The 26188-nt window shown below is 61.9% G+C and carries 25 protein-coding genes and 3 tRNA genes; 6 read left to right on the top strand and 22 right to left on the bottom strand.

Going from position 1 to position 26188, the window contains the following annotated elements; genetic code table 11:
• Positions 1–16 precede the first annotated feature (16 nt).
• Entirely contained in the window at positions 17–700 is a 684-nt protein-coding gene (locus ACK59L_RS12860; RefSeq protein ID WP_409273988.1) for an energy-coupling factor ABC transporter permease, read from the bottom strand.
• A 151-nt stretch (positions 701–851) separates the two neighbouring features.
• Here ACK59L_RS12860 and ACK59L_RS12855 point away from each other — a divergent pair, with 151 nt between their 5' ends.
• Together ACK59L_RS12855 and ACK59L_RS12850 are read left to right on the top strand one after the other, a co-directional pair.
• Entirely contained in the window at positions 852–1481 is a 630-nt protein-coding gene (locus tag ACK59L_RS12855; RefSeq protein ID WP_023533234.1) for a DUF1780 domain-containing protein, read from the top strand.
• A gap of 349 nt (positions 1482–1830) precedes the next feature.
• Positions 1831–3126: an NAD(P)/FAD-dependent oxidoreductase gene (locus ACK59L_RS12850; RefSeq protein ID WP_058603156.1), complete on the top strand. Its 1296-nt coding sequence runs from the start codon at positions 1831–1833 to the stop codon at positions 3124–3126.
• Between the two features lie 36 nt (positions 3127–3162).
• Here the strand turns inward: ACK59L_RS12850 and ACK59L_RS12845 are convergent, their stop codons facing one another.
• The 7 genes from ACK59L_RS12845 to rluD all read right to left on the bottom strand — a co-directional run bounded on the left by ACK59L_RS12845 (position 3163) and on the right by rluD (position 9482).
• Entirely contained in the window at positions 3163–4209 is a 1047-nt protein-coding gene (locus ACK59L_RS12845) for an NAD(P)/FAD-dependent oxidoreductase (RefSeq protein ID WP_409273985.1), read from the bottom strand.
• Between the two features lie 121 nt (positions 4210–4330).
• A tRNA-Lys gene (locus tag ACK59L_RS12840) sits at positions 4331–4406 on the bottom strand.
• 6 nt (positions 4407–4412) lie between these two features.
• Positions 4413–4489: transfer RNA gene (locus tag ACK59L_RS12835), tRNA-Pro, on the bottom strand.
• A 4-nt stretch (positions 4490–4493) separates the two neighbouring features.
• Positions 4494–4569 (bottom strand) — tRNA-Asn (locus ACK59L_RS12830).
• 471 nt (positions 4570–5040) lie between these two features.
• Positions 5041–7605, bottom strand: a complete 2565-nt coding sequence (clpB, locus tag ACK59L_RS12825; protein WP_409273983.1) for an ATP-dependent chaperone ClpB — start codon at positions 7603–7605, stop codon at positions 5041–5043.
• A 177-nt stretch (positions 7606–7782) separates the two neighbouring features.
• Complete coding sequence (pgeF, locus tag ACK59L_RS12820) at positions 7783–8523, bottom strand: peptidoglycan editing factor PgeF (protein WP_409273982.1); 741 nt, start codon at positions 8521–8523, stop codon at positions 7783–7785.
• Positions 8520–9482 carry a 23S rRNA pseudouridine(1911/1915/1917) synthase RluD gene (gene rluD / locus ACK59L_RS12815; protein WP_023533229.1) on the bottom strand — a complete coding sequence of 321 codons (963 nt, stop codon included), beginning with the start codon at positions 9480–9482 and terminating at the stop codon, positions 8520–8522. Before rluD ends, pgeF begins: the two co-directional genes overlap by 4 nt.
• 147 nt (positions 9483–9629) lie before the next feature.
• Here rluD and ACK59L_RS12810 point away from each other — a divergent pair, with 147 nt between their 5' ends.
• Both ACK59L_RS12810 and ACK59L_RS12805 read left to right on the top strand, forming a co-directional pair.
• Positions 9630–10649: an outer membrane protein assembly factor BamD gene (locus ACK59L_RS12810; protein WP_058603159.1), complete on the top strand. Its 1020-nt coding sequence runs from the start codon at positions 9630–9632 to the stop codon at positions 10647–10649.
• A 94-nt stretch (positions 10650–10743) separates the two neighbouring features.
• The gene (locus ACK59L_RS12805; RefSeq protein WP_023533255.1) at positions 10744–10974 is read left to right on the top strand and encodes a PP0621 family protein; all 231 of its coding nucleotides are present in this window, start codon (positions 10744–10746) and stop codon (positions 10972–10974) included.
• A gap of 8 nt (positions 10975–10982) precedes the next feature.
• On the opposite strand, the gene thiO is transcribed toward ACK59L_RS12805, so the two are convergent.
• The 5 genes from thiO to ACK59L_RS12780 are packed head-to-tail and all read right to left on the bottom strand — an operon-like array spanning position 10983 to position 13803.
• Positions 10983–12080 (bottom strand): glycine oxidase ThiO, encoded by a 1098-nt coding sequence (gene thiO / locus ACK59L_RS12800; protein ID WP_409273979.1) that lies wholly within the window; start codon positions 12078–12080, stop codon positions 10983–10985.
• 56 nt (positions 12081–12136) lie between these two features.
• Positions 12137–12523 carry a type IV pilin protein gene (locus tag ACK59L_RS12795; protein WP_409273977.1) on the bottom strand — a complete coding sequence of 129 codons (387 nt, stop codon included), beginning with the start codon at positions 12521–12523 and terminating at the stop codon, positions 12137–12139.
• A 1-nt stretch (position 12524) separates the two neighbouring features.
• Positions 12525–12989, bottom strand: a complete 465-nt coding sequence (locus ACK59L_RS12790; protein ID WP_196135632.1) for a hypothetical protein — start codon at positions 12987–12989, stop codon at positions 12525–12527.
• Positions 12986–13624, bottom strand: coding sequence for a PilW family protein (locus tag ACK59L_RS12785; protein WP_409273975.1), 639 nt, complete (start codon positions 13622–13624; stop codon positions 12986–12988). Before ACK59L_RS12785 ends, ACK59L_RS12790 begins: the two co-directional genes overlap by 4 nt.
• Entirely contained in the window at positions 13621–13803 is a 183-nt protein-coding gene (locus tag ACK59L_RS12780; protein ID WP_409273973.1) for a prepilin-type N-terminal cleavage/methylation domain-containing protein, read from the bottom strand. Before ACK59L_RS12780 ends, ACK59L_RS12785 begins: the two co-directional genes overlap by 4 nt.
• Positions 13804–13912: 109 nt before the next feature.
• Between ACK59L_RS12780 and ACK59L_RS12775 the strand changes: the two genes are divergently transcribed.
• Positions 13913–14410 (top strand): GspH/FimT family pseudopilin, encoded by a 498-nt coding sequence (locus ACK59L_RS12775; protein WP_196135634.1) that lies wholly within the window; start codon positions 13913–13915, stop codon positions 14408–14410.
• Between the two features lie 36 nt (positions 14411–14446).
• Here the strand turns inward: ACK59L_RS12775 and ispH are convergent, their stop codons facing one another.
• The 6 genes from ispH to murJ all read right to left on the bottom strand — a co-directional run bounded on the left by ispH (position 14447) and on the right by murJ (position 21782).
• Entirely contained in the window at positions 14447–15394 is a 948-nt protein-coding gene (ispH, locus tag ACK59L_RS12770) for a 4-hydroxy-3-methylbut-2-enyl diphosphate reductase (RefSeq protein ID WP_409273970.1), read from the bottom strand.
• 14 nt (positions 15395–15408) lie between these two features.
• On the bottom strand, positions 15409–15846 hold the full coding sequence (gene fkpB / locus ACK59L_RS12765; protein WP_058603168.1) for an FKBP-type peptidyl-prolyl cis-trans isomerase: 438 nt from the start codon (positions 15844–15846) through the stop codon (positions 15409–15411).
• Complete coding sequence (gene lspA, locus ACK59L_RS12760) at positions 15839–16354, bottom strand: signal peptidase II (protein ID WP_023533261.1); 516 nt, start codon at positions 16352–16354, stop codon at positions 15839–15841. The genes fkpB and lspA overlap by 8 nt, the downstream gene beginning before the upstream one ends.
• Entirely contained in the window at positions 16347–19178 is a 2832-nt protein-coding gene (gene ileS / locus ACK59L_RS12755) for an isoleucine--tRNA ligase (protein WP_058603170.1), read from the bottom strand. The genes lspA and ileS overlap by 8 nt, the downstream gene beginning before the upstream one ends.
• Positions 19175–20125: a bifunctional riboflavin kinase/FAD synthetase gene (ribF, locus tag ACK59L_RS12750; RefSeq protein ID WP_027915689.1), complete on the bottom strand. Its 951-nt coding sequence runs from the start codon at positions 20123–20125 to the stop codon at positions 19175–19177. The genes ileS and ribF overlap by 4 nt, the downstream gene beginning before the upstream one ends.
• A gap of 118 nt (positions 20126–20243) precedes the next feature.
• Positions 20244–21782: a murein biosynthesis integral membrane protein MurJ gene (murJ, locus tag ACK59L_RS12745; protein ID WP_409273967.1), complete on the bottom strand. Its 1539-nt coding sequence runs from the start codon at positions 21780–21782 to the stop codon at positions 20244–20246.
• A 250-nt stretch (positions 21783–22032) separates the two neighbouring features.
• Between murJ and rpsT the strand changes: the two genes are divergently transcribed.
• The gene (gene rpsT / locus ACK59L_RS12740; protein ID WP_023533220.1) at positions 22033–22311 is read left to right on the top strand and encodes a 30S ribosomal protein S20; all 279 of its coding nucleotides are present in this window, start codon (positions 22033–22035) and stop codon (positions 22309–22311) included.
• A 128-nt stretch (positions 22312–22439) separates the two neighbouring features.
• On the opposite strand, the gene ACK59L_RS12735 is transcribed toward rpsT, so the two are convergent.
• The 3 genes from ACK59L_RS12735 to ACK59L_RS12725 are packed head-to-tail and all read right to left on the bottom strand — an operon-like array spanning position 22440 to position 26002.
• The gene (locus ACK59L_RS12735) at positions 22440–24740 is read right to left on the bottom strand and encodes a PqiB family protein (RefSeq protein WP_058638658.1); all 2301 of its coding nucleotides are present in this window, start codon (positions 24738–24740) and stop codon (positions 22440–22442) included.
• Positions 24733–25356, bottom strand: a complete 624-nt coding sequence (locus ACK59L_RS12730) for a paraquat-inducible protein A (protein ID WP_058603173.1) — start codon at positions 25354–25356, stop codon at positions 24733–24735. The genes ACK59L_RS12735 and ACK59L_RS12730 overlap by 8 nt, the downstream gene beginning before the upstream one ends.
• Positions 25343–26002: a paraquat-inducible protein A gene (locus ACK59L_RS12725; protein ID WP_409273964.1), complete on the bottom strand. Its 660-nt coding sequence runs from the start codon at positions 26000–26002 to the stop codon at positions 25343–25345. Before ACK59L_RS12725 ends, ACK59L_RS12730 begins: the two co-directional genes overlap by 14 nt.
• Positions 26003–26188 lie beyond the last annotated feature (186 nt).

Here is a 26188-nt window from a genome sequence, read left to right as displayed (position 1 = left end):
CAGCGAGGCATAGCTGTCAGCCACCGCCTTCCTTCCAGGGAGCCTGCAGGTATCGAGTACGGTTGAACGTCTCCAGCCATTCGGGGCAGAAGACCACCAGTGCGCTGATGACGGTTCCGTTGATGAACGCTTCGGGAAACATCATCAGCCACAGGTAGCCCACGAAATCACTCAGCCACTCCGGCATGGCGAATAACCCATCGAGCCAGAGCAATCCCAGCGCGGCACTAAGGCAGACGACCACCGTCAGTGCCGCCGGGAAAAACCCTGAGCAGGAGATGTACACGAAAAGGTTTCGCGGCTGCGCGCGTTCCACCGCGATGGCACAGACTTCGGTGACCAGGACCGGCAGGCCGACCAACAGCAGGCCGTTGACCCCTAACGCAGTCAACTCCTGACGCCCGAGCAGCAGCAGGCCCACTTGCGCCATGAAGCCACCCAGAACTGCCAGCGGCCAGTCCAGCAGCAGGGTGACGGCGGTCATGCCGATGAAGTGGTAGGACACGCCCGTGTCAAAATCGCGCCGAACCAACCACAGCACGAACAACCCGACCACGGTGCCGAACAGCAAGTGCTGGCGCCGTCGGTCGGTGACCAGCTCGACCCAGCGGGCCTGACTGGCGGCCCAGGCGAGCAGCGGCACGTAGCCGAGCCAGCCAACGGTCAGCGTTGTTCCCGACAGCACCTGCGCGCTGATCATGTAGGAATAACCTCAATCAATGCATGGACAAAGGCGAGTCTACACGTATTGCCCCAAGTGTCAGCGTGTCCCTACACCACAAGCATGCAATTCATTGATTCAAGGCGCGATCAACACCGGATCGTCATCAAATTACAGCTAAGCTTGCTTCATGGATGATTCCGATTACCTGCGCCTGCTGACCATCCAGGCCGAACAAGCCAATGCGTTTCTGTCCAATGCCCGCAAATGGGAGCGTGAGCGTTGGGTCTGCCAGCGCCTGCTGCAAGGCCTGAACATCGCGTATCGCAACGACGACTTCACGCCCGCCGGCCAGGAGCCGCCTGACGTATTGTTCCGCGATGCGGCCTTCGAGGTGTTCTTCGTGCTGGACGAGGGTCGCCGGCTTAACGATGAATGGCGAGAAGAGCTGCAACGCAGGCGCAGCGCCTTTTCACTGGCGCAACTGGTGCGACGCGAAGCGCGCCCTCGCCGCATCAGTGCCACCGAGTTGCTGGGCAGGCTGGCACCTACCCTGCGCAAGAAAGCGCACAATTACCGTGAACGCGGGCTAGACCTGAACGAGTTGGACATCATTGCCTTCGCCAGCCTCAAGCGCGAGGTGCTGGACCTCAACACCCACTTCCCACCGCCCACCGAGTATTTGCGCCAGGGCTGGCGCTCGCTGTCGTTGGTCGGGCCAACCTTTGCCCGGGTGTTGTTCGCTCACCCGGATGCCCCGGACTTTCTTCGCGGCAACCTGGGGCGCAGCATCGTCTTCGATGTGGGGATCAGTCTTTGATCCAGTGCAGCGATCGTTTGCGATGACGTACACTCGGCGGCGCGGATAGAAAGCATTATCATTTGTCACAGCCGCATGAGCGACCACTGTAGCGTTTGCCCCTGCACGAACGTCTATCCGTAGAGGCCCAGCATGACCTACTGCCTGAACCCTGCGTGTCAGCCAGTGTCGATGATGACCTGCAAGCCCTGCATACACTGGGGTCGAGCATCTCGCCACCCCGCTGTCTTGGGTCTGGCACCCGTTGAGTGGACCGGAGCTATGAGCTGCCTTGCGCTCGCCCTCCCCTCATACCCCGTGCGGCCGGCCCGTTGGGCCAAGAATTCCGTAAACCTTATGAGATATCCCCATGACTCATCGCATCGTGATTGTCGGCGGCGGCGCCGGCGGCCTGGAACTGGCGACCCGCCTGGGCAAGACCCTGGGCAAGCGCAAGCAGGCTGACATCACCCTGGTGGACACCAACCTTACCCATATCTGGAAACCGCTGCTGCACGAGGTGGCCGCCGGCTCCTTGAACTCCTCCGAAGACGAACTGAACTACGTGGCGCAAGCCAAGTGGAATCACTTCAATTTCCAACTGGGGCGCATGAGCGGCCTGGAGCGTGAGAGCAAGCGGATCCAGTTGGCTGCGACGCTGGATGAAGACGGCCGCGAGCTGCTGCCCGCGCGTACCCTTGCCTACGACACCCTGGTCATCGCCGTGGGCTCGAATACCAACGACTTCGGCACCTTGGGTGCGGCGCAGCATTGCCTGTTCCTGGACACGCGCAAGCAGGCAGAGCGCTTCCACCAGCAACTGCTCAACCATTACCTGCGCGCCCACGCAGGCGATGTGGCCAGTGAAAAGATCAGCGTAGCCATCGTCGGTGCAGGTGCCACGGGCGTGGAGCTGGCTGCCGAGCTGCATCACGCGGCCCATGAACTGGCGGCCTACGGCCTGGACCGCATCCAACCGAAAGATATGCACATCACCTTGATCGAGGCAGGCCCGCGCGTGCTGCCGGCACTGCCGGAGCGCATCAGCGTGCCCGTGCATCAGACCCTTGAGAAGCTGGGGGTGAAGGTAATGACCAACGCGGCCGTCAGCGAAGTGACCGCCGAAGGTCTCAAGACCAAGGACGGCGAAGTGATCCAGGCCAGCCTGAAGGTCTGGGCAGCGGGCATCCGGGCGCCGGGTTTCCTGAAGGAGATCGATGGCCTGGAGACCAACCGCATCAACCAACTGGTCGTACGGCCCACCCTGCAAACCACCCGTGATGACGCTATTTTCGCCTTCGGTGACTGCGCCGCCTGCCCGCAGCCCGACAGCGATCGCAACGTACCGCCCCGGGCGCAGGCGGCCCACCAGCAGGCGTCGATGCTGGCGCAGAGCATCAAGGCGCGCCTTGAGAACAAGCCGCTGCCGACCTACCAGTACAAGGATTATGGCTCGCTGGTGTCGCTCTCGCGCTTCTCGGCCGTGGGTAACCTGATGGGTAACTTGATGGGCAGTGTGAAGCTCGAAGGCTGGCTGGCAAGGATGTTCTACGTGTCGCTGTATCGTATGCACCAGATGGCGTTGTACGGTTTTTTCCGCACGGCCCTGATGATGCTGGGCAGCAAGATTGGTCGCGGCACTGAACCACGGCTGAAGTTGCACTGACCTGGCTGCTGGCCGGGTGCTCTCGCAGGCGCCCGGCTAGCGTCGCGTTCGAACGATTTCCTCGGCTGCCAGACGGCCGAGGTGGGGCGCTAGCACGATTCCAGGATGTGCCACCAAGGCGTACACCCCCTCGACGCCAGGAAGGTAACCCATCACAGGCTTGCCTTCCGGGGTCATCGGTCGGTGCCCGATACTGACCGCGCGCAGCGAAAGCGCCGTGGCGCCGATGAACATCTGCCGGATGGCTTTTGTGGTGCGCTCGACCAAGGCTGGCAACCCTGCCTCACCCTCGGCAGGCGCTTCTTCGGCGCAGGCCACGCCCCCTTCCAATGCCGGGCGTAACTCCAAGCCATTACCGTAGACCAGGTGCCGCACTACACCGGCTGGCGCCGCGAAGCGCATCAGTACAGCTGGCCGGGTAAGCAAGGGCAAGGGCAGACCGACACCTGCTGCAAGGCCGATTGCGGCACCGGCATTGGCCAGCACCACGGTATCGGCGGCGTAGGTTTGCGTTGCGCACCTGGCGGCCGTCACGCGTCCGTTGTGCGTCTCTATGGCATCGACCCGCCGGCCGTATAGAACCTCTGCCCCGGCTTGCTCGGCGCCGCTCAACAGCATTTTCGCCAAGGCAACAGGTTCCACGGCAAAATCGTCCGGCGCCCAAGCGGCCAGTGCGGGTGGCGTGATCATGCACGGCTCAAGGGCGCTTATCTGCTGGGCGTCCAGTGGTTGAAGGTTTACGCCGGCAGAACGTTGCTGGTCGATGAGAGCGGCCGTTTGCGCATTATTGTCCAACCACACCATGGCGCCACGGGCGGCAATCGGCAAAGGCCCGAGGTCAAGCGCCAGCCGATTGAAGTCGGCGATGGCCTGCAATGTGGAGGAAAATGCCGCCGGGTTGTCCGATGCACTGGCGCTGGCAGTGCCTACCCAGCCATATGACCAACGGGTAACGCCACTGGCGGCTCGAGACCCTTGCTCCAGAACAGTGACCCGAGCACCGAGCCTTGCAAGGTGCCACGCAATGGAAGCACCCATGATGCCTCCACCCACGACCACGACACTTGATGTGTTGGCTCCCATGCCAATAGGTCCCCAGACTGCGAAAGACACGGGCCAGAATAGCGGATTTGCGGGAAAACACAGGCTTAGAAAAACCGAGGCAAAAGAAAAAGGGCATCTCATTCGAGATGCCCTTCTTACATGGTGGGTCGTGTAGGATTCGAACCTACGACCAATTGGTTAAAAGCCAACTGCTCTACCAACTGAGCTAACGACCCGGAAAATGGTCGGGGTGAGGGGATTCGAACTCCTGACATCCTGCTCCCAAAGCAGGCGCGCTACCGGACTGCGCTACACCCCGAGATTGGCTCCGCGACCTGGACTCGAACCAGGGACCCAATGATTAACAGTCATTTGCTCTACCGACTGAGCTATCGCGGAACTGAACTTCGGTACAACCTTACATCTTCGAAGCTTGTGTTAACTTCGGTCTCTTTGGCTATCCGCTTTCGCGTTATCGCTGCTGAGGCCGGCTATTCTACATTCTTCGTTTTGCTTGTCAACCACTTTTTTTCATTCAACTTACTGATTTCTAAGTTGTTTTGCGGTCACCGATGTTGCTGGTGATTCGCTTAGTGCCTGACAACGCGGCGTATATTAGGGCCACTCGATTGATCATGCAAGCATAAATTTCAAAAATTTCAGCAAGTTATCTTGGATTAGCGCAAAGGCCCGGATTTACGGGGGTTGGCTGGGCTCGTCGATGACAGCATAAGGGTTGTCGGGGCCGCTTTGCGGCCCATCGCGGCACGAGGCCGCTCCTACCCTGACCGCACATTAGGATTTGGAGCGACACTGCCGGGGCGCCGGACCAGCCGCGATGGGCCGCGAGACGGCCCTAACAACTTAACGTCACGCAAAGACGATCTCGTCGCCTTCCACCGTGGCAGTGATCGCCGTACCTGGCACGAACTTGCCCGACAGGATCAACTGCGCCAGCGGGTTTTCGATCCAGCGCTGAATCGCACGCTTGAGCGGCCGCGCGCCATACACCGGGTCATAACCCACGGCGATCAGCTTGTCCAGGGCTTGCGGGCTCAAGCTCAGCGAAAGCTCGCGCTCCATCAGGCGGCTGCGCAGCCGTCCCAGCTGGATCTCGGTAATGCCGGCGATCTGCTCGCGGCCCAGCGGTTCGAACACCACCACTTCGTCGATCCGGTTGATGAATTCGGGACGGAAGTGCGCCCCCACCGCATCCATCACGGCAGCACGCTGTGCCTCGCGGTCGCCCACCAACTCCTGGATCTGTGCCGAGCCGAGGTTGGACGTCATCACGATGACCGTATTGCGGAAGTCCACGGTGCGGCCGTGGCTATCGGTCAGGCGTCCGTCTTCCAGTACCTGCAACAACACGTTGAACACGTCGGGGTGAGCCTTCTCTACCTCGTCGAGCAGCACCACCGAGTACGGCTTGCGGCGCACGGCCTCGGTCAGGTAACCGCCCTCCTCGTACCCCACATAGCCTGGTGGTGCACCGATCAGCCGCGCCACGGAGTGTTTCTCCATGAACTCGGACATGTCGATACGCACCATGGCCTCCTCGGTATCGAACAGGAATTCGGCCAGCGCCTTGCACAGCTCGGTCTTGCCCACGCCAGTCGGGCCGAGGAACATGAACGAGCCGCTGGGCCGGTTAGGATCGGACAAGCCTGCCCGGGACCGGCGCACCGCGTTGGCCACGGCGGTAACGGCCTCGCTCTGGCCAATCACACGCTGGTGCAGCAGCGCTTCCATTTTCAGCAGCTTCTCGCGCTCGCCTTCCAGCATCTTGGACACAGGGATGCCCGTCCACTTGGAAACCACTTCGGCGATTTCTTCCTCGGTCACCTTGTTGCGCAGCAATTGGTTATCGGTCTTGCCGTGCTGGTCGACCATCTGCAGGCTGCGCTCCAGGTCCGGGATTACCCCGTACTGCAGCTCAGCCATGCGGCTCAGGTCGCCTTTGCGGCGGGCGGCCTCGAGCTCCTGACGCGCTTGCTCGATCTTTTGCTGAATCTGGGCCGAACCCTGCACCTCGGCTTTTTCCGACGCCCAGATCTCCTCGAGGTCGGAATATTCACGCTCAAGGCGCTCGATTTCCTCGGTCAGCTTCTCCAAGCGCTTCTTGGCAGCCTCATCCTCTTCTTTCTTGAGCGCCTGGGACTCGACCTTAAGCTGGATCAGACGACGGTCGAGACGGTCGAGCACCTCAGGCTTGGAGTCGATCTCCATCCGAATACGGCTGGCTGCCTCGTCGATCAGGTCGATGGCCTTGTCAGGCAACTGGCGATCGGTGATGTAGCGGTGGCTGAGCTTGGCCGCCGCGATGATGGCGCCGTCGGTGATGGCCACCTTGTGGTGCACTTCATAGCGTTCTTTCAGGCCACGCAGAATAGCGATGGTGTCCTCTTCGCTAGGCTCCTCCACCAGCACCTTCTGGAAGCGACGCTCCAGGGCCGCATCCTTCTCGATGAACTGGCGGTACTCGTTCAAGGTGGTGGCGCCTACGCAATGCAGTTCACCACGGGCCAGGGCCGGCTTGAGCATGTTGCCCGCATCCATGGCACCCTCGCCTTTACCGGCGCCGACCATGGTGTGCAGTTCGTCGATGAACAGGATCACCTGCCCTTCCTGCTTCGACAGTTCGTTGAGCAGGCCTTTGAGGCGCTCTTCGAATTCACCCCGGTACTTGGCGCCGGCAATCAGGGCCCCCATGTCCAGGGCGAGCAAACGCTTGCCTTTCAGGCCATCTGGCACTTCACCGTTGATGATGCGCTGGGCGAGGCCTTCGGCAATGGCGGTCTTGCCCACGCCGGGCTCACCGATCAGCACGGGGTTGTTCTTGGTACGGCGTTGCAGCACCTGGACGGTGCGGCGGATTTCGTCGTCACGGCCGATCACAGGGTCAAGCTTGCCTTCTTCGGCACGCTTGGTCAGGTCGACGGTGTACTTGTCCAGTGCCTGACGCGATTCCTCGGCGTTGGCATCGTTCACGGCCGCACCACCGCGCAGGTTGTTGATGGCGTTCTCCAAGGCTTTCTTGCTCACGCCCTGGCTGAGCAGCAACTTGCCCAGCTTGCTGTTCTCGTCCATGGCCGCCAGCACGACCAGCTCGCTGGAAATGAACTGGTCACCCTTTTGCTGGGCCAGGCGGTCTGCCTGGTTGAGCAGGCGTGCCAGATCCTGCGACATGTTCACATCGCCCGTTGGGTTCTGGATTTTCGGCAGTTGGTCAAGTTCCTTGACCATCGCCTTACGCAGGCTATTGATGTCGAAGCCGACCTGCATCAGCAGTGGCTTGATAGAGCCACCCTGCTGTTCGAGCAAGGCCTGGAGCAAGTGGACAGGCTCGATGGCGGGGTGATCCATGCCAACGGCCAGGGATTGCGCATCGGATATTGCAAGCTGCAGCTTGCTGGTCAAACGGTCTATTCGCATGATGTACCTTCCTGTAAAGGGCAGGTCGGAGCGATGGACAGCGCCTGTTTATGAAGAAACCTGCCTGAGATGTCTTATAGATAAGGCTGATTCTGGAAGATTCAAGCGTAGCGGGGTGGACGGAGGTCAAGCTGTTGGATTTGCACCGGTGTAAGGGCAGGTGCAGCCCATTGCTCGCTAACGCGGCGCCAGCCACACCAAGGAAGCGAAACGCCCACCTTGCGGGGTACGCCGATAGGAGAAGAACCGCTCGTCGCTCACCGTGCATAAGCCGCCACCGTAAACAGCCGTGACCCCACGGGCTGCCAGGCGAATACGGGCCAGGGCGTAGATATCGGCCATCAGCTTGCCGGGTCGCTCACCGTCGACGAATGCCTGCGCGGCCTCCGGGTGCACCGCAGTGAAGGCATCACGCACTTCCAGGCCCACTTCGAATGCTTGGGGCCCAATCGCCGGGCCCAGCCATACCAGCACCTGAGCCGGTGGTACGTCCAAGCGATCCAGGGTGGCTTCCAGCACGCCCCCGGCAAGCCCGCGCCAGCCTGCATGGGCCGCCGCCACCTGCGTACCGGCCTGGTCACAGAACAGTACAGGCAGGCAATCGGCGGTCATCACCGTGCAGGCGATGCCTGCCCGGTCGGTCCAGCTGGCATCGGCTTCGACCACGCGGGAGGGGTCGGCATCGGCGACGGCCAAGCCGTGCACCTGCTTGAGCCAGGCGGGCTGGATGTCGAACTCGCCGCTCAGGCGCAGACGGTTCTGGGCAACGGCCGCAGGGTCGTCCCCCACATGGTCACCCAGGTTGAAGGTATCGAAAGGCGGCAGGCTGACGCCGCCCTGGCGGGTGGTGACGCAGGCGCGAACCGAGGCTGGCGCAGGCCAGTCCGGTGTCAGCAGCGACTGCGTCAAGCCACTCATCCGATGAAACTCTCGCGGTCCTGGTTGAGCAGCGACAGCAGCCAGACGAAATCATCGGGCAGTGGCGATTCCCATTCCATGCGCTCGCCCGTCGCCGGGTGCACCAGTGCCAGGAAGCGTGCGTGCAGGGCCTGACGCGGGAAGGTCTTGACCGCTTCGACCATGGTCGGGCTTGCCGCAGGCGGGATACGGAAGCGCCCGCCGTAGGTCTGGTCACCGACCAGGGGGAAGCCGACATGGGCCATGTGCACGCGAATCTGGTGGGTACGGCCGGTCTCGAGCTTGACCCGCACGTGAGTGTGCGACCGGAAACGCTTGAGCACACGGTAGTGGCTGACCGCTGGCTTGCCACCGTCTGTGACAGCCATGCGCTGGCGCATGCCGCCGTGGCGACCGATGGGGGCGTCGATCTTGCCGCCGGCGGTGACCACGCCCACCACGATGCATTCGTAGATACGGCTGACCGAGCGCTTCTGCAACTGGTCCACCAGGTGGGTTTGCGCCTGCAAGGTCTTGGCCACGACCATCAGGCCGGTGGTGTCCTTGTCCAGGCGGTGGACGATGCCGGCACGTGGCACGTTGATGATGTCGGGCACGTGATGCAGCAAGGCGTTGAGCAAGGTACCGCTGGCATGGCCGGCAGCCGGGTGCACCACCAGGCCCGCAGGCTTGTTGATGACCAGGATCTGGTCGTCTTCATAGACGATGTCCAGCGCAATGTCCTCGGCCTCCCATTCGCCCTGGGCTTCCTGCTCGGCTTCCAGGGCTAGCACGGCACCGCCATGCACGGTGTCACGCGGGCGCAGGACAGCACCGTCGACCGTCAGACGGCCATCTTTGATCCATGCCGTCAGCCGCGAGCGCGAATACTCGTCGAACAATTGGGCGGCGACCTGGTCGAGGCGTTGACCGCCCAGTTCGGACGGGACCTCTGCGCTAAGTTGAATGATCTCGGACATGCTCGATTCAGTGGGCGCACAGCCTTTGGTTTCAGCTGCGAGCTTGTGGTTAAATACGGCTTCTTTTGTCCCGGGGTTGGCCGGGGCGCTCATCATAACAGGACGGCCCCGCCCAAGACAGCGGCCGTCAAAGGGACGCAAGCTGCCATGCAAGTGAAACACCTGCTGCTGATCGCCATCCTCGGGCTCACCGCGGCCTGTTCCTCTAATAAGGAAGTCATCGACGAGAACCTCAGCGAGGCCGAGCTGTATCAGCAGGCCCAGGCTGACCTGGACAATTCCAGCTACACCAGCGCCGTGAACAAGCTCAAGGCCCTGGAATCGCGTTACCCGTTCGGCCGCTATGCCGACCAGGCGCAGCTGGAGCTGATCTACGCCAACTACAAGAACTCGGAGCCGGAGGCTGCCAAGTCGGCTGCCGAGCGCTTCATCCGCCTGCACCCGCAGCACCCGAACGTCGACTACGCCTACTACCTCAAGGGCCTGACCTCCTTCGACCAGGACCGTGGCCTGCTGGCGCGCTTCCTGCCGCTGGACATGACCAAACGCGACCCGGGCGCGGCACGCGACTCGTACAACGAGTTCGCGCAGCTCACCAGCCGTTTCCCCAACAGCCGTTACGCCCCGGACGCCAAGCAGCGCATGATCTACCTGCGCAACCTGCTGGCCTCCTATGAAATCCACGTGGCCGACTACTACCTCAGCCGTCAGGCATACGTGGCTGCCGCCAACCGTGGCCGCTACGTGGTGGAGAACTTCCAGGAAACGCCTTCGGTTGGCGACGGCCTGGCGGTGATGGTCGAGGCGTACCAGAAGATGCACCTGGACGACCTGGCTGCCACTAGCCTTGAGACCCTGAAGCTCAACTACCCGGACCACCCGAGCCTGGCCGATGGCGAGTTCCAGCCCAAGCAGACCGAGTCTGACGGTCGCGGCTGGCTGTCCAAGGCTACGCTGGGCCTGATCGAAACAGACACCCCGCTGCCACCGGGCCAGACCCGCGCCAACCAGGACGTGATCAAGCAGTTCCAGGATGCGCGTGACGAAATGCCCAAGGAGCTGCTGCCCAAGGACGAAAACGGCGACCCGATCGAGCCACCAGGGCCCAAGGAAGCCGATAGCAACCGCTCCTGGTTCAGCTACATGACCTTCGGTCTGTTCGACTGATTCGGGCGTTGCATGAAAGGGAGGTCTTGGACCTCCCTTTTTTATTGCCTGCACCCTAGACTGTTATCCTCTTTCATTCGACAAGCTGAACACCATGGTTCGCCTACTTTTCTGGATCGTCCTGATCGCCGCCGCGTTCTGGCTGTGGCGCAAATTCAAACTCAGCCAGCAACCGCGTCAAGAGGCCAAGCTCGACGCGCCTCTGAAAATGGTTCGCTGCGCGCATTGCGGCGTGCACCTGCCCACCGACCAGGCACTGGCGCAGGGCAACACCTGGTATTGCAGCCAGGCGCACTTGCAGCAGGGGCCTGGCCGTCAGGGTTGATCGGGCGGTTAGCCCAGACGCCCATGGGGGGCGTAGGGTGCCGGGTCGATGATGGGCTCGGCGCCATTGAGCAAATCGGCCAGCAGTTGGCACGAGGCTGGCGCCAGCACCAGCCCGTTTCGATAATGGCCGCAGTTCAGCCATAACCCATCAAAACCTGGCACCGGCCCGATAAACGGAACGCCTTCAGGCGAACCTGGCCGTAGCCCGGCCCAGTGGGCCACCACGGGCGCGCCATCCAGGCCGGGCAGCAGATCCACCGCCGATGCCTTGAGGCTTGCCAGCGCCTGATCGGTGGGGGTCTTGTCGTAGCCGGCATGCTCCAGCGTGCTGCCTACCAGAATGTGCCCATCCCGGCGCGGAATGGCATAACGGCCTTTGGCAAGCACCATGCTTGGCAGAAAATCTTCAGCGCATTTGAACAGGATCATCTGCCCTTTCACCGGCTCGACCGGAAGCTCAAGGCCCAGGTGGCGTAGCAGTTCGCCGCTCCAGGCGCCGGCACTGAGTACGACTTCGTCGGCGGCCAGCTCGCCTTCAGCGGTGCTCACCCCAACGATACGACCGTCCTGCTGCACAAAACCCGTGATCTGGCAGTGCTCACGCACACTCACATTGGGTAATGCCAGCAACGCTGCCTTCAGCGATTTGACCAGGCGTGGGTTGCGCACATTGGCCACGCCTTCCATGTAGAGGGCCCGCTCAAAGCCTGGCCCCAGCACAGGGACTGCGTCGTACACCGCCGAAATGTCCACGGCGCTCAGCGGGCGCTGCTCACGGCCCGCCCAAGCCAAGGCCTGGGCTTGATCATCCAGGTCGAGCCAGTAAAGCCCGGTGATATGCACTTCAGGGTCCAGGCCCGTGCTGGCGAACAAGCGCTCGCCCAGCTGTGGATAGAAGTCCTGCGACCAATGTGCCAGGGCGGTCACTGCCGGGCTGTAGCGCCACGGATACAGGGGTGAGACGATACCGCCCCCGGCCCAGGATGACTCGCGACCTACCTCGCCCTGGTCGCATATCACCACCTGGTCAACGCTCGCCGCCAGGTTGAATGCCGTCAGCAGGCCAATGACCCCGCCACCGACCACCACTACTTGCTTGCTCATCTGTCGATTCAACACCTGAAGTAAAAAACCGCGATGCACCGGGCACCTGTGACCGTTCAGCCTCCCCAGCAGCGCGCGCTGTCGCTGGCGCCGTGGTTGCGCCCTACCCCAGCTTGATCAAGCTCGAAATCGCCACAGCGGTCTTCGGCCATGAGCCCTGTGGGCAAGCGTCGGGCACGCAGGGTGAAGGTCTGGTCCTCGCGCAGCGCTTGCAGGCTGTAGTAGCGGTTGCCCGCAGGCAGACTCGGGTCGCCTTCGGCATACCGGCCAGTAAGCAAGCGATGGCGTTCCAGGCGCAATGCGGCATCTTGCAACAGGGCGACCACCTCGTGGCGCGCTGCCTGCCGCAGGTGGTCGTTGTAACGGGGGTAGGCAATGGCTGCCAGAATGCCGGTGACGGCCAGCACAATCAACAGCTCGATCAGGCTAATGCCTTGCTGCATGTCAGTCTCCTCTGAATCTTTGTCGCCACGCCATGCGGACAAGCTCACCGCCATCGTTGGCATACACCGCTTCCACTGCCTGCCGCGGATGACTTCGCTGGCTGACCGCGGTGACCCGGAACACGGTCACCGGCTGCCCCATCGGGATAGCCACGGCGCGTTGCGTAGTGCCCAGGTTCTGCACCTGAAAAAAGCCTTCCGGCCCGGCCTGCCAGGCCCCGGCCAGGCGATGAGGCTGCTCAGGCGGCAGACACACTTCACACGGCGGTGGCGGCGCCTGCACGATCGATTGCTTGCCAACCGCCAATGTGGCTTCGGCCTGCTCGAAGGCCAGCTGACCTTCTTTGAACAGGCCTACCATTTGCGTTTCAACGGCGGCTGCACGTAGCGCCGAAGTGCTCAGCACCCCCAACAAAAGGCTCAGCACCAACGCCAACAGCAGCACCACCCCCCGCTCACGTGTCATGGCTCGCCCCCGTTGCGGCGGGCCACACTGACAACGTACTGCTGCTCCAGCGCCCACAAAGGGTCGAACAGATTCAAGTGCAGGTCGATGCGCTGGCCATCGTCCGCAGCCACCACGTGCAGACGGCGCACATGCTCAAGCAGGGGCTGGGTGCTGCTGCCACGGGTGAAGTACAGGGTATCGTCCCTGACGGCGTAACGATGCCGGGTGATGGGGATGGCCATCAGCGGCGCGGCGGCGCGGACATGTCCACGATGTACTTTGGCGTATCCGACGCAGTCAGTGAGCAGGGTCCATTGGGGCTTGAGCGAATGGCCCGGAAGGTCGGCCACTACCACCGTAAGGCTTGATTCCTCGACCTCCAGTGGTCGGCTAAAGGCGGCAAGGGTGTCGCCGTCCGGCAGGTCAGCGGGCTCTAAGCGCAGGCAGCCGAACATGCCAGCCATGCGGACGTCCTGGGCCATGCGCAATAGGGCCAGCCGTGCATCTTCCTGCATGCGCAGCGCAGCCCCTTGCAACTGCCACGCCCGGTAAGCAGAGGTGAACAACTGGCTGGCGCCGGCCAACAGCATCAACCCGAGTGCCAGCGCCAACAGCAGTTCGAGCAATCCGACCCCGTTTTGCCGAAGCCTCATGGCAGCGCCTGCTCATGTGCACTGGCAGATGCCAGCACCGCCTGCACCTGCTGCCGAGCGTAATGCGTGGCCTGCAAAGCCTGCATGTGCAGCGCCGCTGCGGCAAACATGCCCACGGCAATCACCACCATGGCCAACAGCGTTTCCAAGAGCGTCATGCCCCGTTGCGTTACCTGCATCCCTGCAGCTCCTGCGACTTTTCATGCGTTGTCGATGTACGCCTGCCACTGGAAGGGTGACCCCGCGTGCGTGAAGCTAAAGCCAAGCACGTCCAAGGAGAAATGCACGGTGAAGCAACAGGGAGTAACACTGATACAAACGGTGTCGGCGCTGGCGGTGCTCGCTGTCCTGACGCAGCTTGGGGCGCCTGCCTACGTCAAGCTCAGCGATGACCTACACCGTGCTGCCGTCACGCGGGACTTGGCGCAAACGCTGCGTAGCGCACGCGGGCACGCCATGCTGTTGGGTGAGGATGTGCGGGTGCAGGCGCTCGACGATGCGTGGGGCAACGGATGGCGAGTGATGCTGGTGCAGGATTCGCGGGTGCTGCGTGAGCAACGCCTGCGCCGGCCTCTGCAGATCGCCGCGAACCTGGGTACGACGATGACGTTCACGGCCATGGGCCTGCCAGTCAACCCTGCCGGCAACTGGCTGGCGGCGACTTTCGAGGTGTGCACGCGCTCGGCCGGCACCAGCCAGCATCAAGTGGTGCTGGCGTCCAGCGGCAGGGTCCGGGTATCGAATGAAATCCGCGATAGTCGAAGGTGCACAGGTGCTGGGGCCTGAGCGTTTATGGATAAACGCTCAGGCCCGCGCAGGCGATCAGATCAATGAGCGCACACGCAGCTCTTTGGGCATCGAGAAGGTGACGTTCTCTTCACGCCCGTCCAGCTCTTCGGCGCCCGTAGCGCCCCATGCCTTGAGCTGTTCGATGACGCCGCGCACCAGCACTTCCGGCGCGGACGCGCCCGCGGTGATGCCGATGCGGCCAACCTGGTCGAACCAGGCCCGCTGCAGGTCTTCAGCACCGTCGATCAGATGGGCCGGGGTGCCCATGCGCTCGGCAAGTTCACGCAGGCGGTTGGAGTTGGAACTGTTGGGGCTGCCGACCACCAGGACCACATCACACTCGTCGGCCAGTTGTTTCACGGCGTCCTGGCGGTTTTGCGTGGCGTAGCAGATGTCGTCCTTGCGCGGCCCGCCGATGTTGGGAAAGCGCGCACGCAGCGCGTCGATCACGCGGCTGGTGTCGTCCATCGACAGGGTAGTTTGCGTCACGAATGCCAAGTGGTCAGGGTCTTTCACCTGCAGATTGGCCACATCGTTCTCGTCTTCTACCAGGTAGATGGCCCCGCCGTTGCTGGCGTCATACTGCCCCATGGTGCCTTCGACTTCCGGGTGCCCGGCATGGCCAATCAGGATGCACTCACGGCCATCGCGGCTGTACTTGGCCACTTCGATGTGCACCTTGGTAACCAATGGGCAGGTGGCATCGAACACCTTCAGGCCGCGCCCACCGGCTTCATGACGCACGGCTTGGGAAACCCCATGGGCGCTGAAGATGACGATGACATCGTCCGGTACCTGATCGAGTTCCTCGACGAAAATGGCGCCACGGCTGCGCAGGTCTTCGACGACGAACTTGTTGTGCACCACTTCGTGACGCACATAGATGGGCGGGCCGAACACTTCCAGCGCGCGGTTGACGATTTCGATTGCCCGGTCGACCCCCGCGCAGAAGCCGCGCGGGTTGGCGAGTTTGATTTGCATGATCGGCTCCAGGCCTACAGGGCCTTCACCTCGAGGATCTCCACCTCGAAGGTCAGGGTCTTGCCAGCCAGTGGGTGATTGAAGTCGATGGTCACCTGATCGTCGTCGAAGGCCTTCACCACGCCCGGCAGTTCGGCGTTGGCGGCGTCCTTGAAAATGATCAGCAAGCCATCGGACAGCTCCATGCCTTCGAACTGGGACCTCGGCATAACCTGCACATTCTGTGGGTTGGGCTGGCCGAAGGCGTTCTCCGGGGCAACCTCCACGGTACGCTTGTCGCCAGCCTTGAAACCGAACAGCGCGGCCTCGAAGCCCGGCAGCAGGTTGCCGTCGCCCACCTTGAAGGTGGCAGGTGCCTTGTCGAACGTGCTGTCGACCGTGTCACCGTTTTCCAGGTGCAGGGCGAAATGCAGGGTGACTTCGGTGTTCTGGCCGATACGAATGTCAGTCATGGACCGGCTCCTCGGATTTCTTGCTCTTGAACATATCCAGCGCCAACATGATTGCGCCGACGGTGATGGCGCTGTCGGCCACGTTGAAGGCCGGGAAGTAGTGGCGGTTCTGCCAGTGCACCAGGATGAAATCGACCACATGGCCCAGCACGATGCGATCGTAGAGGTTGCCGATGGCACCGCCCAGTACCAGGGCCAGCGCTACGGCCAGCCAGGTTTCATGACGACCGAGGCGCTTGAGCCACACCACCAGCACTGCGCTGACCACCACGGCGATCAGGGCGAACAACCAACGCTGCCAGCCGGCGCCATCGGCCAGGAAACTGAACGCAGCGCCAGTGTTGTAGGCCAGGGTCCAGCTGAAGTAGTCGGGGATGACGACAATCTGCTGGTACATGGTCAGGGCGTTGTTGAAGTACAGCTTGGTGGCCTGGTCGACGACCAGGACCAGCAAGCTCAGCCACAGCCATGCCAGGCGCCCGAAGCGCCCCGCTGCAAGGTTAGGCATAGTGGCGCACCTCGCCGGAGCCGGTCAGGTTTTCCACACAGCGACCGCAGATTTCCGGGTGCTCCGGATGGCTGCCGACGTCTGCACGGAAGTGCCAGCAACGGCCGCACTTGGTGTAGCCGGACTTGACCACTTTCAGCTTGAGGCCTTCCACTTCGGTCGCCACCGCCTCGGCAGGCGCCTGCGCGAACGGCACAACGCTGGCAGCCGAGGTGATGAGCACGAAGCGCAGCTCGTCGCCCAGCTTGTTCAGGTCGGCGCTCAGGCCCTCGTCCGCATACAAGGTGACTTCGGCCTGCAGGTTGCCGCCGATGACCTTGGCGGTCCGCTGGTTTTCCAGTTCCTTGTTGACCGAAGCCTTGACCGCCATGACCCGATCCCAATAGGCGCGATCGAGTTCGGTGCCTTCCGGCAGCTCGCTCAGGCCCTCATACCAGCCATTGAGCATGACCGACTCGTTACGCTCACCCGGCAGGTACTGCCAGATTTCGTCGGCGGTGAAGGCCAGGATCGGCGCGATCCAGCGCACCAGCGCCTCGCTGATGTGGTACAGCGCGGTCTGGCAGGAGCGACGGGCGACGCTGTTGGCACCGGTGGTGTACTGGCGATCCTTGATGATGTCGAGGTAGAAACCACCCAGCTCCTGCACACAGAAGTTGTGCACCTTGGAGTAGACGTTCCAGAAGCGGTACTCGCCGTAGTGCTCTTCCAGCTCGCGTTGCAGCAACAGGGTGCGGTCCACCGCCCAACGGTCCAGGGCCAGCATGTCCTGCGGCGCGAGCAGGTCGCGGGCCGGGTCGAAGCCGGTCAGGTTGGAGAGCAGGAAGCGTGCGGTGTTGCGAATACGCCGGTAGGCATCGGCGCTGCGCTGCAGGATCTGCTCGGACACTGCCATTTCGCCGGAGTAGTCGGTGGCAGCTACCCACAGGCGCAGGATATCGGCACCCAGGGTGTTGTTGACCTTCTCGGGCTCGATGGTGTTGCCCAGCGACTTGGACATCTTGCGGCCGTTCTCGTCCACGGTGAAGCCGTGGGTCAGCAGCTCGCGGTACGGCGCGTGGCCGTCGATGGCGCAGCCGGTCAACAGCGACGAGTGGAACCAGCCGCGGTGTTGGTCGGAACCTTCCAGGTACAAATCGGCGCGGGGGCCGGTGGCATGGCCGATGTCGTGGGAGCCGCGCAGTACATGCCAGTGCGTGGTGCCAGAGTCGAACCATACGTCCAGCGTGTCGGCGATCTTGTCGTACTGCTCGGCTTCGGCGCCCAGCAACTCGGCAGCGTCGAGCTTGAACCAGGCCTCGATGCCCTGTTGCTCGACGCGCTTGGCAACCTCTTCCATCAACTCGACGGTGCGTGGGTGCAGCTCACCCGTCTGCTTGTTCAGGAAGAACGGGATAGGCACGCCCCAGTTGCGCTGGCGCGAGATGCACCAGTCAGGCCGGTTGGCGATCATCGAGTGCAGGCGTGCCTGGCCCCACGCCGGGACGAACTTGGTGTCCTCGATGGCCTTGAGGGCACGCTCGCGCAGCGGTTCACCGTCGCGTGGCTGTTTGTCCATGCCTACGAACCACTGTGCGGTGGCACGGTAGATCAGCGGCGACTTGTGACGCCAGCAGTGCATGTAGCTGTGGCTGATGGTCTCGGTGTGCATCAGCGCACCGACTTCGCCCAGTTTCTCTACGATGGCCGGGTTGGCCTTCCAGATGAACTGCCCGCCGAAGAACGGCAGCGATTCGACGTACACCCCGTTGCTCTGCACGGGCGTGAGGATGTCATCGTTGACCATGCCGTAGCGCTTGCAGGTCACGAAGTCGTCTTCACCGTAGGCCGGCGCGGAATGCACCACGCCAGTGCCTGCGCCCAGTTCGACGTATTCGGCCAGGTAGACCGGCGAGAGGCGGTCGTAGAACGGGTGACGGAAGTTGACCAGTTCAAGGGCCGAGCCTGGAGCAGTGGCGATTACCGAACCTTCCAGCTCAAAGCGCTTGAGGCAGGACTCGACCAGCTCTTCGGCCAGGACCAGCAGGCGCTCGCCGATATCGACCAGAGCGTACTGGAATTCGGGGTGAACGTTCAGTGCCTGGTTGGCAGGGATGGTCCACGGGGTGGTGGTCCAGATCACGATGGCGGCCGGCTTTTCGAGTGCCGCCAAACCGAAGGCTGCGGCCAGCTTGGCGTCATCGGCGACAGGGAACGCCACGTCGATGGTCTGCGACTTCTTGTCGGCGTACTCGACTTCGGCCTCGGCCAGTGCCGAGCCGCAATCGAAGCACCAGTTCACCGGCTTGAGGCCCTTGAACACGTAGCCCTGCTTGACCATCTCGGCCAGGGCGCGGATTTCACCGGCCTCGTTGGCAAAGTTCATGGTCTTGTAGGGGTTGTCCCAATCGCCCAGCACGCCCAGGCGAATGAACTCGGTCTTCTGCCCTTCGATCTGCTCGGCAGCGTACTCGCGGCACAGCTCGCGGGTACGGTCGGCGGTCAGGTGCTTGCCATGGGTGACTTCGACCTTGTGTTCGATCGGCAGCCCATGGCAGTCCCAGCCCGGCACGTACGGCGCATCGAAGCCGGCCAGGGTCTTGGAACGGACGATCATGTCCTTGAGGATCTTGTTCAGCGCATGACCGATGTGGATCTTGCCGTTGGCATAGGGCGGGCCGTCGTGCAGGACGAACTTGGGACGATCCTTGCCAATCTCGCGCAGCTTCTGGTACAGGCCAATGCTGTCCCAGCGCTGCAGAATCTGCGGTTCGCGCTGAGGCAGGCCGGCCTTCATGGGGAAGGCGGTGTCCGGAAGGTTTAGCGTGGCTTTGTAGTCGGTCATTTCAGGCTCTTGGTTAGCGGTTGAGCGTGCCAATGTGCACGTGCGGCGGCGATATCCGCATCGATCGCCGACTTCAGCGCCTCCAGGGAGGCGAATCGCTGCTCTTCACGCAGCTTGTGGTGGAACACCACCGTTAGGCGGCGGCCATAAAGGTCACCGGCATAGTCCAGAAGATGGATTTCCAGGTGCGGGCGTCCGTCACCGGCAACGGTAGGACGCACGCCAATATTGCCGACACCCGCCCAGGCCTTGCCATCGATCTCGATACTGGCCAGGTAGACCCCGGCCAGCGGTACACGACGGCGCTTGAGTTGGATGTTGGCGGTGGGTGTGCCGAGCTGGCGGGCCAGCTTCTGGCCATGCAACACGCGGCCGGTGATGCTGTACGGGCGGCCCAGCAGGTGCTCGGCCAGCTCGAAGTTGCCTTGCGCGAGCGCCTTGCGCACCTCGGTGCTGCTGACCCGCAGGCCGTCCTGGATCACGGTGTTGGCGGCTTCTACGGTAAAACCATACTGCGCGCCTGCCTGGACCAGGAAGGCGAAGTCGCCTTTGCGGTCACAGCCAAAGCGGAAGTCGTCACCCACTTCAAGATGCTGCACGCCCAAGCCATCGACCAGGATGGTCCTGACGAAGTCGTCGGCGTCGAGCTCACCCAGGCGCTGGTTGAAGGCCAGGCACAACACGCGGTCGATGCCCTCCCCGGCCAGCAACGCGATCTTGTCGCGCAGCCGGGCCAGGCGGGCCGGCGCGGTGTCGGGCGTGAAGTACTCACGCGGCTGCGGTTCGAAGATTACCACGCAGGTCGGCAGGCCCAGGGCCTGGCCGCGCTCGCGCAGGCGCGCCAGGATTGCCTGGTGGCCACGATGTACCCCGTCGAAGTTGCCAATGGTGGCGACACACCCCCGGTGTTCGGGGCGCAGGTTGTGAAGACCTCGAACCAGCTGCATAACGCGCTTCTTGCTCATAAAGTGGCCGATTATAACCACACCCGGGCGCCGGTGACAGGCAGCAGCGCCCAAGGGCGGCGTGGATTGCGAAAAACCGACGCCTGACGCGCCCGCCGCCTCAGTGCAAGGCTTTGCGGGCGAACTGCCGAGGCCGGAAACCGCACAGGTACAGGCAACCAAAGTAGGTGACGACGCCCGCCATGATCAGCGCCATCAACCGCATCAGTCGTTCAAGCATGTTTCCCTCGACCCAGGCCGGCAGGTAGTGCATGCCGGCCAACAGGACACCGGACATCAGGCCTGCCGCCAATACCAGCTTGAGCAGAAACACGGCCCAGCCCGGTTGCGGCTGGAACAGCTGCTGGGTGCGCAGTTTCCAGAACAGCAAGCCGGCGTTGAGGCAGGCGCCAAGGCTGATGGCCAGGGCCAGTCCGGCATGCGCCAGCGGGCCGATGAGCACAAGGTTGAACAGTTGTGTGCAGACCAGGGTAAAGACGGCAATCTTCACTGGCGTGCGAATATTCTGCTGCGCATAGAAGCCCGGCGCCAGCACCTTGACCATGATGATTGCCAGCAGACCAACGGAATAGGCGATCAGCGCCTGCTGGGTCATGGCCGCATCGGTCGCGCTGAATTTGCCGTACTGGAACAGGGCCACGGTCAGCGGCTCGGCAAGGATCGCCAGCCCCAGCGTACACGGCAGCACCAGCAAAAAGCACAAGCGCAGGCCCCAGTCGAGGATGCGCGAGTACTCTTCCCGGTCCTTGTTGGCGTAGGTCTTGGCCAGGGTCGGTAGCAAGATGGTGCCCAAAGCGACGCCCAGGACACCGGACGGCAGTTCCATGAGCCGGTCTGCGTAATACATCCAGGAGACAGAACCTGCCACCAGGAACGAGGCGAAAATAGTATTGATGATCAGCGATATCTGGCTCACCGAGACGCCGAGGATGGCAGGGAGCATCTGCTTGAGCACCCGCCACACGCCTGCATCTTTCAGGTTAAGCCGCGGCAACACCAGCATGCCGATCCTTTTCAGGGCCGGAAGCTGGTAGAGCAGTTGCGCCAGGCCACCGGCCAGCACGCCCCAGGCCAGCGCCATGATCGGCGGATTGAAATACGGCGTGAGCAATACGGCGAACACGATCATCGCCACGTTCAGCAAGGTCGGCGTGAAGGCCGGCACGCTGAAGCGGTTCCAGGTGTTGAGGATGGCGCCCACCAGCGATGACAGCGAGATCAGCAATATATAAGGAAAGGTGACCCGCAGCAGATCGGTGGTGAGCTGATATTTCTCGGCGTTGTCGACGAAACCAGGCGCCGTGGCCCACACCACCCAGGGTGCGACCAGTATGCCGATGCCGGTCACAACGGCCAGTACCAGCGTCAGCAAGCCGCTGACGTAGGCCACGAAAGTACGCGTGGCCTCTTCGCCCTGCTGGCTTTTGTATTCGGCAAGAATGGGCACGAATGCCTGGGAGAACGCCCCTTCGGCAAAGATGCGGCGCAGCAGGTTGGGTAGCTTGAATGCAATGAAGAAGGCATCGGTGGCAACGCCGGCGCCGAAAATACGCGCCAGGATGGTGTCGCGGACAAAGCCCAGCACCCGCGAAATCATGGTGATCGAGCTTACCGCAGCCAGGGATTTGAGCAGGTTCATCGAAAAGATTCACGCCAATGACAGAGGACGCTGCCAGAGCGCGCCCGAATGTGCGATACTCCCGCGCCTTCGCAGGGGAGCCAAAAATTCCCGAGTGTACAGGTCGCGCAGCAGAAAGGAATCTTTCCCGCTTGTTAGCGCACCGCTCGGCGGAACCTTGCAAGTGGCCTTGACATCCGTCCGACTGATCGGCATGATTCGCGGCCTATTTTGTTTGCTATTTACCTAAAGTCTTTCGAGGAGCTCGACGGTGGCCAACTCACCTTCCGCCAAGAAACGTGCAAAACAGGCTGAGAAGCGTCGCAGCCACAACGCCAGCCTGCGTTCCATGGTCCGCACCTACATCAAGAATGTAGTTAAAGCCATTGACGCAAAAGACGCCGAAAAAGCGCAAGCCGCTTACGTTCTGGCTGTACCTGTAATCGACCGTATGGCCGACAAAGGTATCATCCACAAGAACAAGGCTGCTCGTCACAAAGGCCGTCTGAATGGCCACATCAAGGCGCTGAAAGAAGCTGCAGCTGCCTAAGCGACGCGCTAGTCAAAAAACCGACCTCAGGGTCGGTTTTTTTATGCCTGCGTTTTGTGAGTTTCCCGGTTCGCGGCTCAACGCACGCTCTGAAAAGTTGCAGGGCCGCATGGCGGCCCTGCCCTGTATCACTTGGCGATCTGGATCTTGGGTGCCCACTGCAGCCATTCGTCTTCGGCTTTTTCGAACAGCGGAAAGGTTTGCCTTGGCCGAGCCGGGGTGCCCATGCGTTCACCCTCGGGCGTGGCGAAGGCGATACCGCCATCGATCAGTGTTTCCAGCGACTCCGTGCGCACAGTGGCGCCCTTGAACAAGCCCCAATCGAAGCCGAAGCCGCTGCTGTTCCAGAAGCGGCTGCCGCTACGTACCAGGCTGGCATAACGTGGCTCGATCAGAATGTGGATCAACACCCTGTCGGCACTCTGCCCCAGTTCGACATCGGTCACCTTGCCCACCGCCACCTCGCGGAATGTCACGGGCACACCGGGCTTGATGGAGCCTAGCCGAGGTGCGCTGAGGGTCACTGGTAAACCCACTTCGGGCCCCGCAACCTCGGGCGCTTCGGCCAGTGCGATGAAGTCACGCTGAGGGCCCCTGTCCTTGACCGCAGGCTGTACCTCCAGGTACTGCCCGCCTACCAGCGTGTCGAGGTTTTCGGTGCGCACCAGGCCGAAGGATGGCTTGACCACCCAAAACTGAGTGCCGGCACGGGCAATGCGCTCTGCCGCTTCGGTAATACGCGCCTTCAACAGCACTGCCTGCATGTCCTTGGTAAGGTCCACACTTTCTACACTGCCCACATCCAGCCCCCGGAAGCGGATGGCGGTGCCTGGCTTGAGCCCATCGGCACGCTCCACGCGGATCGTGATAAGGGTACCGGCACGATTGGCTGCCTCCTGGCTCTCATGCAAGCGGAAACGCGGGATATGGCGCTTTAGCGGCACATTAGGCCGTGGCGTGTCGAAGGCAATGCCGCCTGCCATCAAGGTCTGCAGGGACTCACTCTTGATCTTGATGCCAGACAGGCCACCGGTGAGGGTGATACCACTGGCGTTCCAGAACCGTGTCGAGCCGTTTACCAGTTTTTCGTATTCTTTCTCGATGTGCACACCGATCAGAATGCGGTTGCTGTCACGGGCGAACTGATAGCTTTGCACGCTACCTACCTTCACCTGCTTGAAGGTTACCGGGCTACCTACTTCCAGGGAGCCCAGGGTATCTGCGAACAGCACCATGTGCAGGCCCGGCGCCTTCAGGTCCAACGGCGGCGCCTTGGCGCGCGCTTCGAACTCGCGCTCAGGGCGAGCGCCTTTCTCACCAGGGCGGATGGCAATGTAGTTACCCTTGACCAGCGCTTCCAAGCCCGTGATGCCCGCCAGGGAAATGGAAGGCTTGACCACCCAGAACTGGGTGCCATCAACCAGGTAGTCTTCGGTCAATGGGTCCAGCGTCAGCTCGGCGGTGGCGCTGGAAAGGTTGTCTTCCATTTTCAGGGTCTTGAGAGAGCCCACCTGGATACCTTTGTACATGACGGGCGTACGGCCTGCCTGCAAGCCCTCGTAGTCGCTCAGCTTTACCTTTACCCGAATACCGGCCTGGGCCGCATCGAAGTCCTCGTACAGGCGAAATGGCAGGCTTGGGTCAGTGGGCGGGCTGTCCTTGCGGTGCTCTGGCGTGGCAAAGGCGATGCCGCCGGCGACGATACTCGACAGCGACTCACTGCGCACCTTGACCCCCGACAGAGAGGCATCGATGCTGACGCCGCTGGCGTTCCAGAAGCGCGTGTGCTTGCGCACCAGACTCGCATAGGCCGGCTCAATGAAAATCTTCACCTCGACCGTGCTCTGGTCTTCGGAAAGCCGGTAACTCTTCACGCGGCCGACCTGGATTTGCTTGTAGAAGATCGGGCTGTCTTTATTGAGCGACCCCAGGCGCTCGGCCTTGAGGGTCAGGTGCAAACCAGGCTCGGAATCCGACAGGGGCGGTGCCACCTTGAGCGCGGTGAACCGCTTGGTGGGCTCCCCTTCTCCAGGGCTGACGGCAATGTAGTTACCAGACACCAACGTCTCGAGGCCGGATATGCCTGCCAGGCTGACGCTCGGCTTGACCAGCCAGAAACGCGTGCCCTTGTTCAGATGCCCTTCGGCCGCCTGGTTCATCTCGATGGTAGCGATGACACCCTGATTCTCGCCCTCTGCATCCAGCACCAGGCTCTTGACCTTGCCGACCGGCATGCCTTTGTAGATGACTTCGGTCTTGTTGGCGACGATGCCTTCGCCCGACTCGAAACGCACCTCGATCTGCACGCCAGCCTCACGGTAGGCCTGCCATGCGAGCCAGCCTCCGATCATCAGCGCGATCAGGGGCAGGATCCAGATGGCCGACCAATTGGAGGCAGGGCGGGTTTTAGCCGTTGGCAGGTCACTCATGGTCGTCATCCGACTCCGTGTTATCCCAAATCAGTCGGGGATCGAAAGTCAAAGCAGCAAGCATTGTCAGGATCACCACAGTTGCGAAGGCGACAGCGCCCAGATTGGCTTCGACATTGGCTATCCTGCCGAAATTCACCACTGCCACCAGAATGGCGATGACGAATATGTCGAGCATGGACCAACGTCCTATGAATTCGATGAAACGGTACATCCAGATCCGTTGACGCGCCGACAGGGGCTGCCTGCGCTGCACGGAATACAACAGCAGGCCGATCCCCACCAGCTTGAACGTAGGCACGAGGATACTGGCCGTAAATACCACGGCCGCAATCGGTACCATGCCGTGCTTGAGCAGGGCAATGACGCCCGACATGATGGTGTCGGGCGTGCCTTGACCGAATGAGCTGACGGTCATGATCGGCAGCACGTTGGCCGGAATATAAAGAATGGAGGCAGCGATGAGCAGCGCCCAGGTGCGCATGATGCTGTTCGGTCGACGCGGATGCACCCTGGCACCGCACCGCGTGCAGGTTTGGGATGCGTCGCCTGTGGCTTGCCTGTTCAGTTCATGACACTCGTTGCAGACAACGATACCTGCATCAATCGCCCGCATGCGGGTCCTCCCCCGATAATGCACTCCAGACCTGGTGCGGTGACATGACGACCTCCAGCCAGACCTGAATCAACAGCAGGCTGATGAAGCAGAACAGCCCAACCCCTACGGTAAGTTCTGCCAGGTCCACCAATTTGACGATAGCCACGAGCACGCCCATGAAGTAGACCTCGAGCATGCCCCAGTCACGCAAGTGGTGATAGGTCCTGTACAGCAACAACCCTAGCCTGCGCCCGGTGTTAAGCCGAATCGCCAGCAAAACGACCAGCTGACACATCAGTTTTGCCAGCGGTATCGCCATGCTGCACAGGAAAACCACGATGGCCACCCCCTGCATGCCCGAATCGTACAACCCCAGAACGCCGCTCCAGACGGTGTCGTCCGATGTCTGGCCTAGCAGATGCAACTGCATGATTGGCAGGAAATTGGCTGGGATGAACAGCGCGAGCGCCGTCAGCACCAACGCCAGGCTGCGATTGACCACGTTATGCCGGTGCGCATAGAGCTCGTAGCCGCAGCGTGGGCAAAGCGCTTTTTCACCGGGGTGGATCACAGGTTTGCGCAAGAGTAGATCGCATTCATGGCATGCGACCAAGTCTTCGAGTGGCAGATCAGCCAGCTTTTCTGGCTCGACGGGGTTGGACATAGGACGCTTCTGAGTAAGTGCGTGGGGTTATTCTAGTGATCTTATGGAGGGCGGCATAGGCTGGAGATACGGCTTCGAATGGCCGGGCGATCAAAATGCGGGCTCCTGACGAACAGGGAGGGGTTCCTTGAGCGACAGGCAGGCTTGAAAAAATTTTGACGCCCAAAGACAAAACCCCTACCTGCG

It is taken from the genome of Pseudomonas sp. KCJK9111, assembly GCF_046231935.1.
In the GTDB taxonomy this organism is placed as follows: domain Bacteria; phylum Pseudomonadota; class Gammaproteobacteria; order Pseudomonadales; family Pseudomonadaceae; genus Aquipseudomonas; species Aquipseudomonas parafulva_B.
The sequence above is the reverse complement of the archived record's forward strand: the minus strand, read 5'-3'. Positions and strand labels throughout refer to the sequence as shown.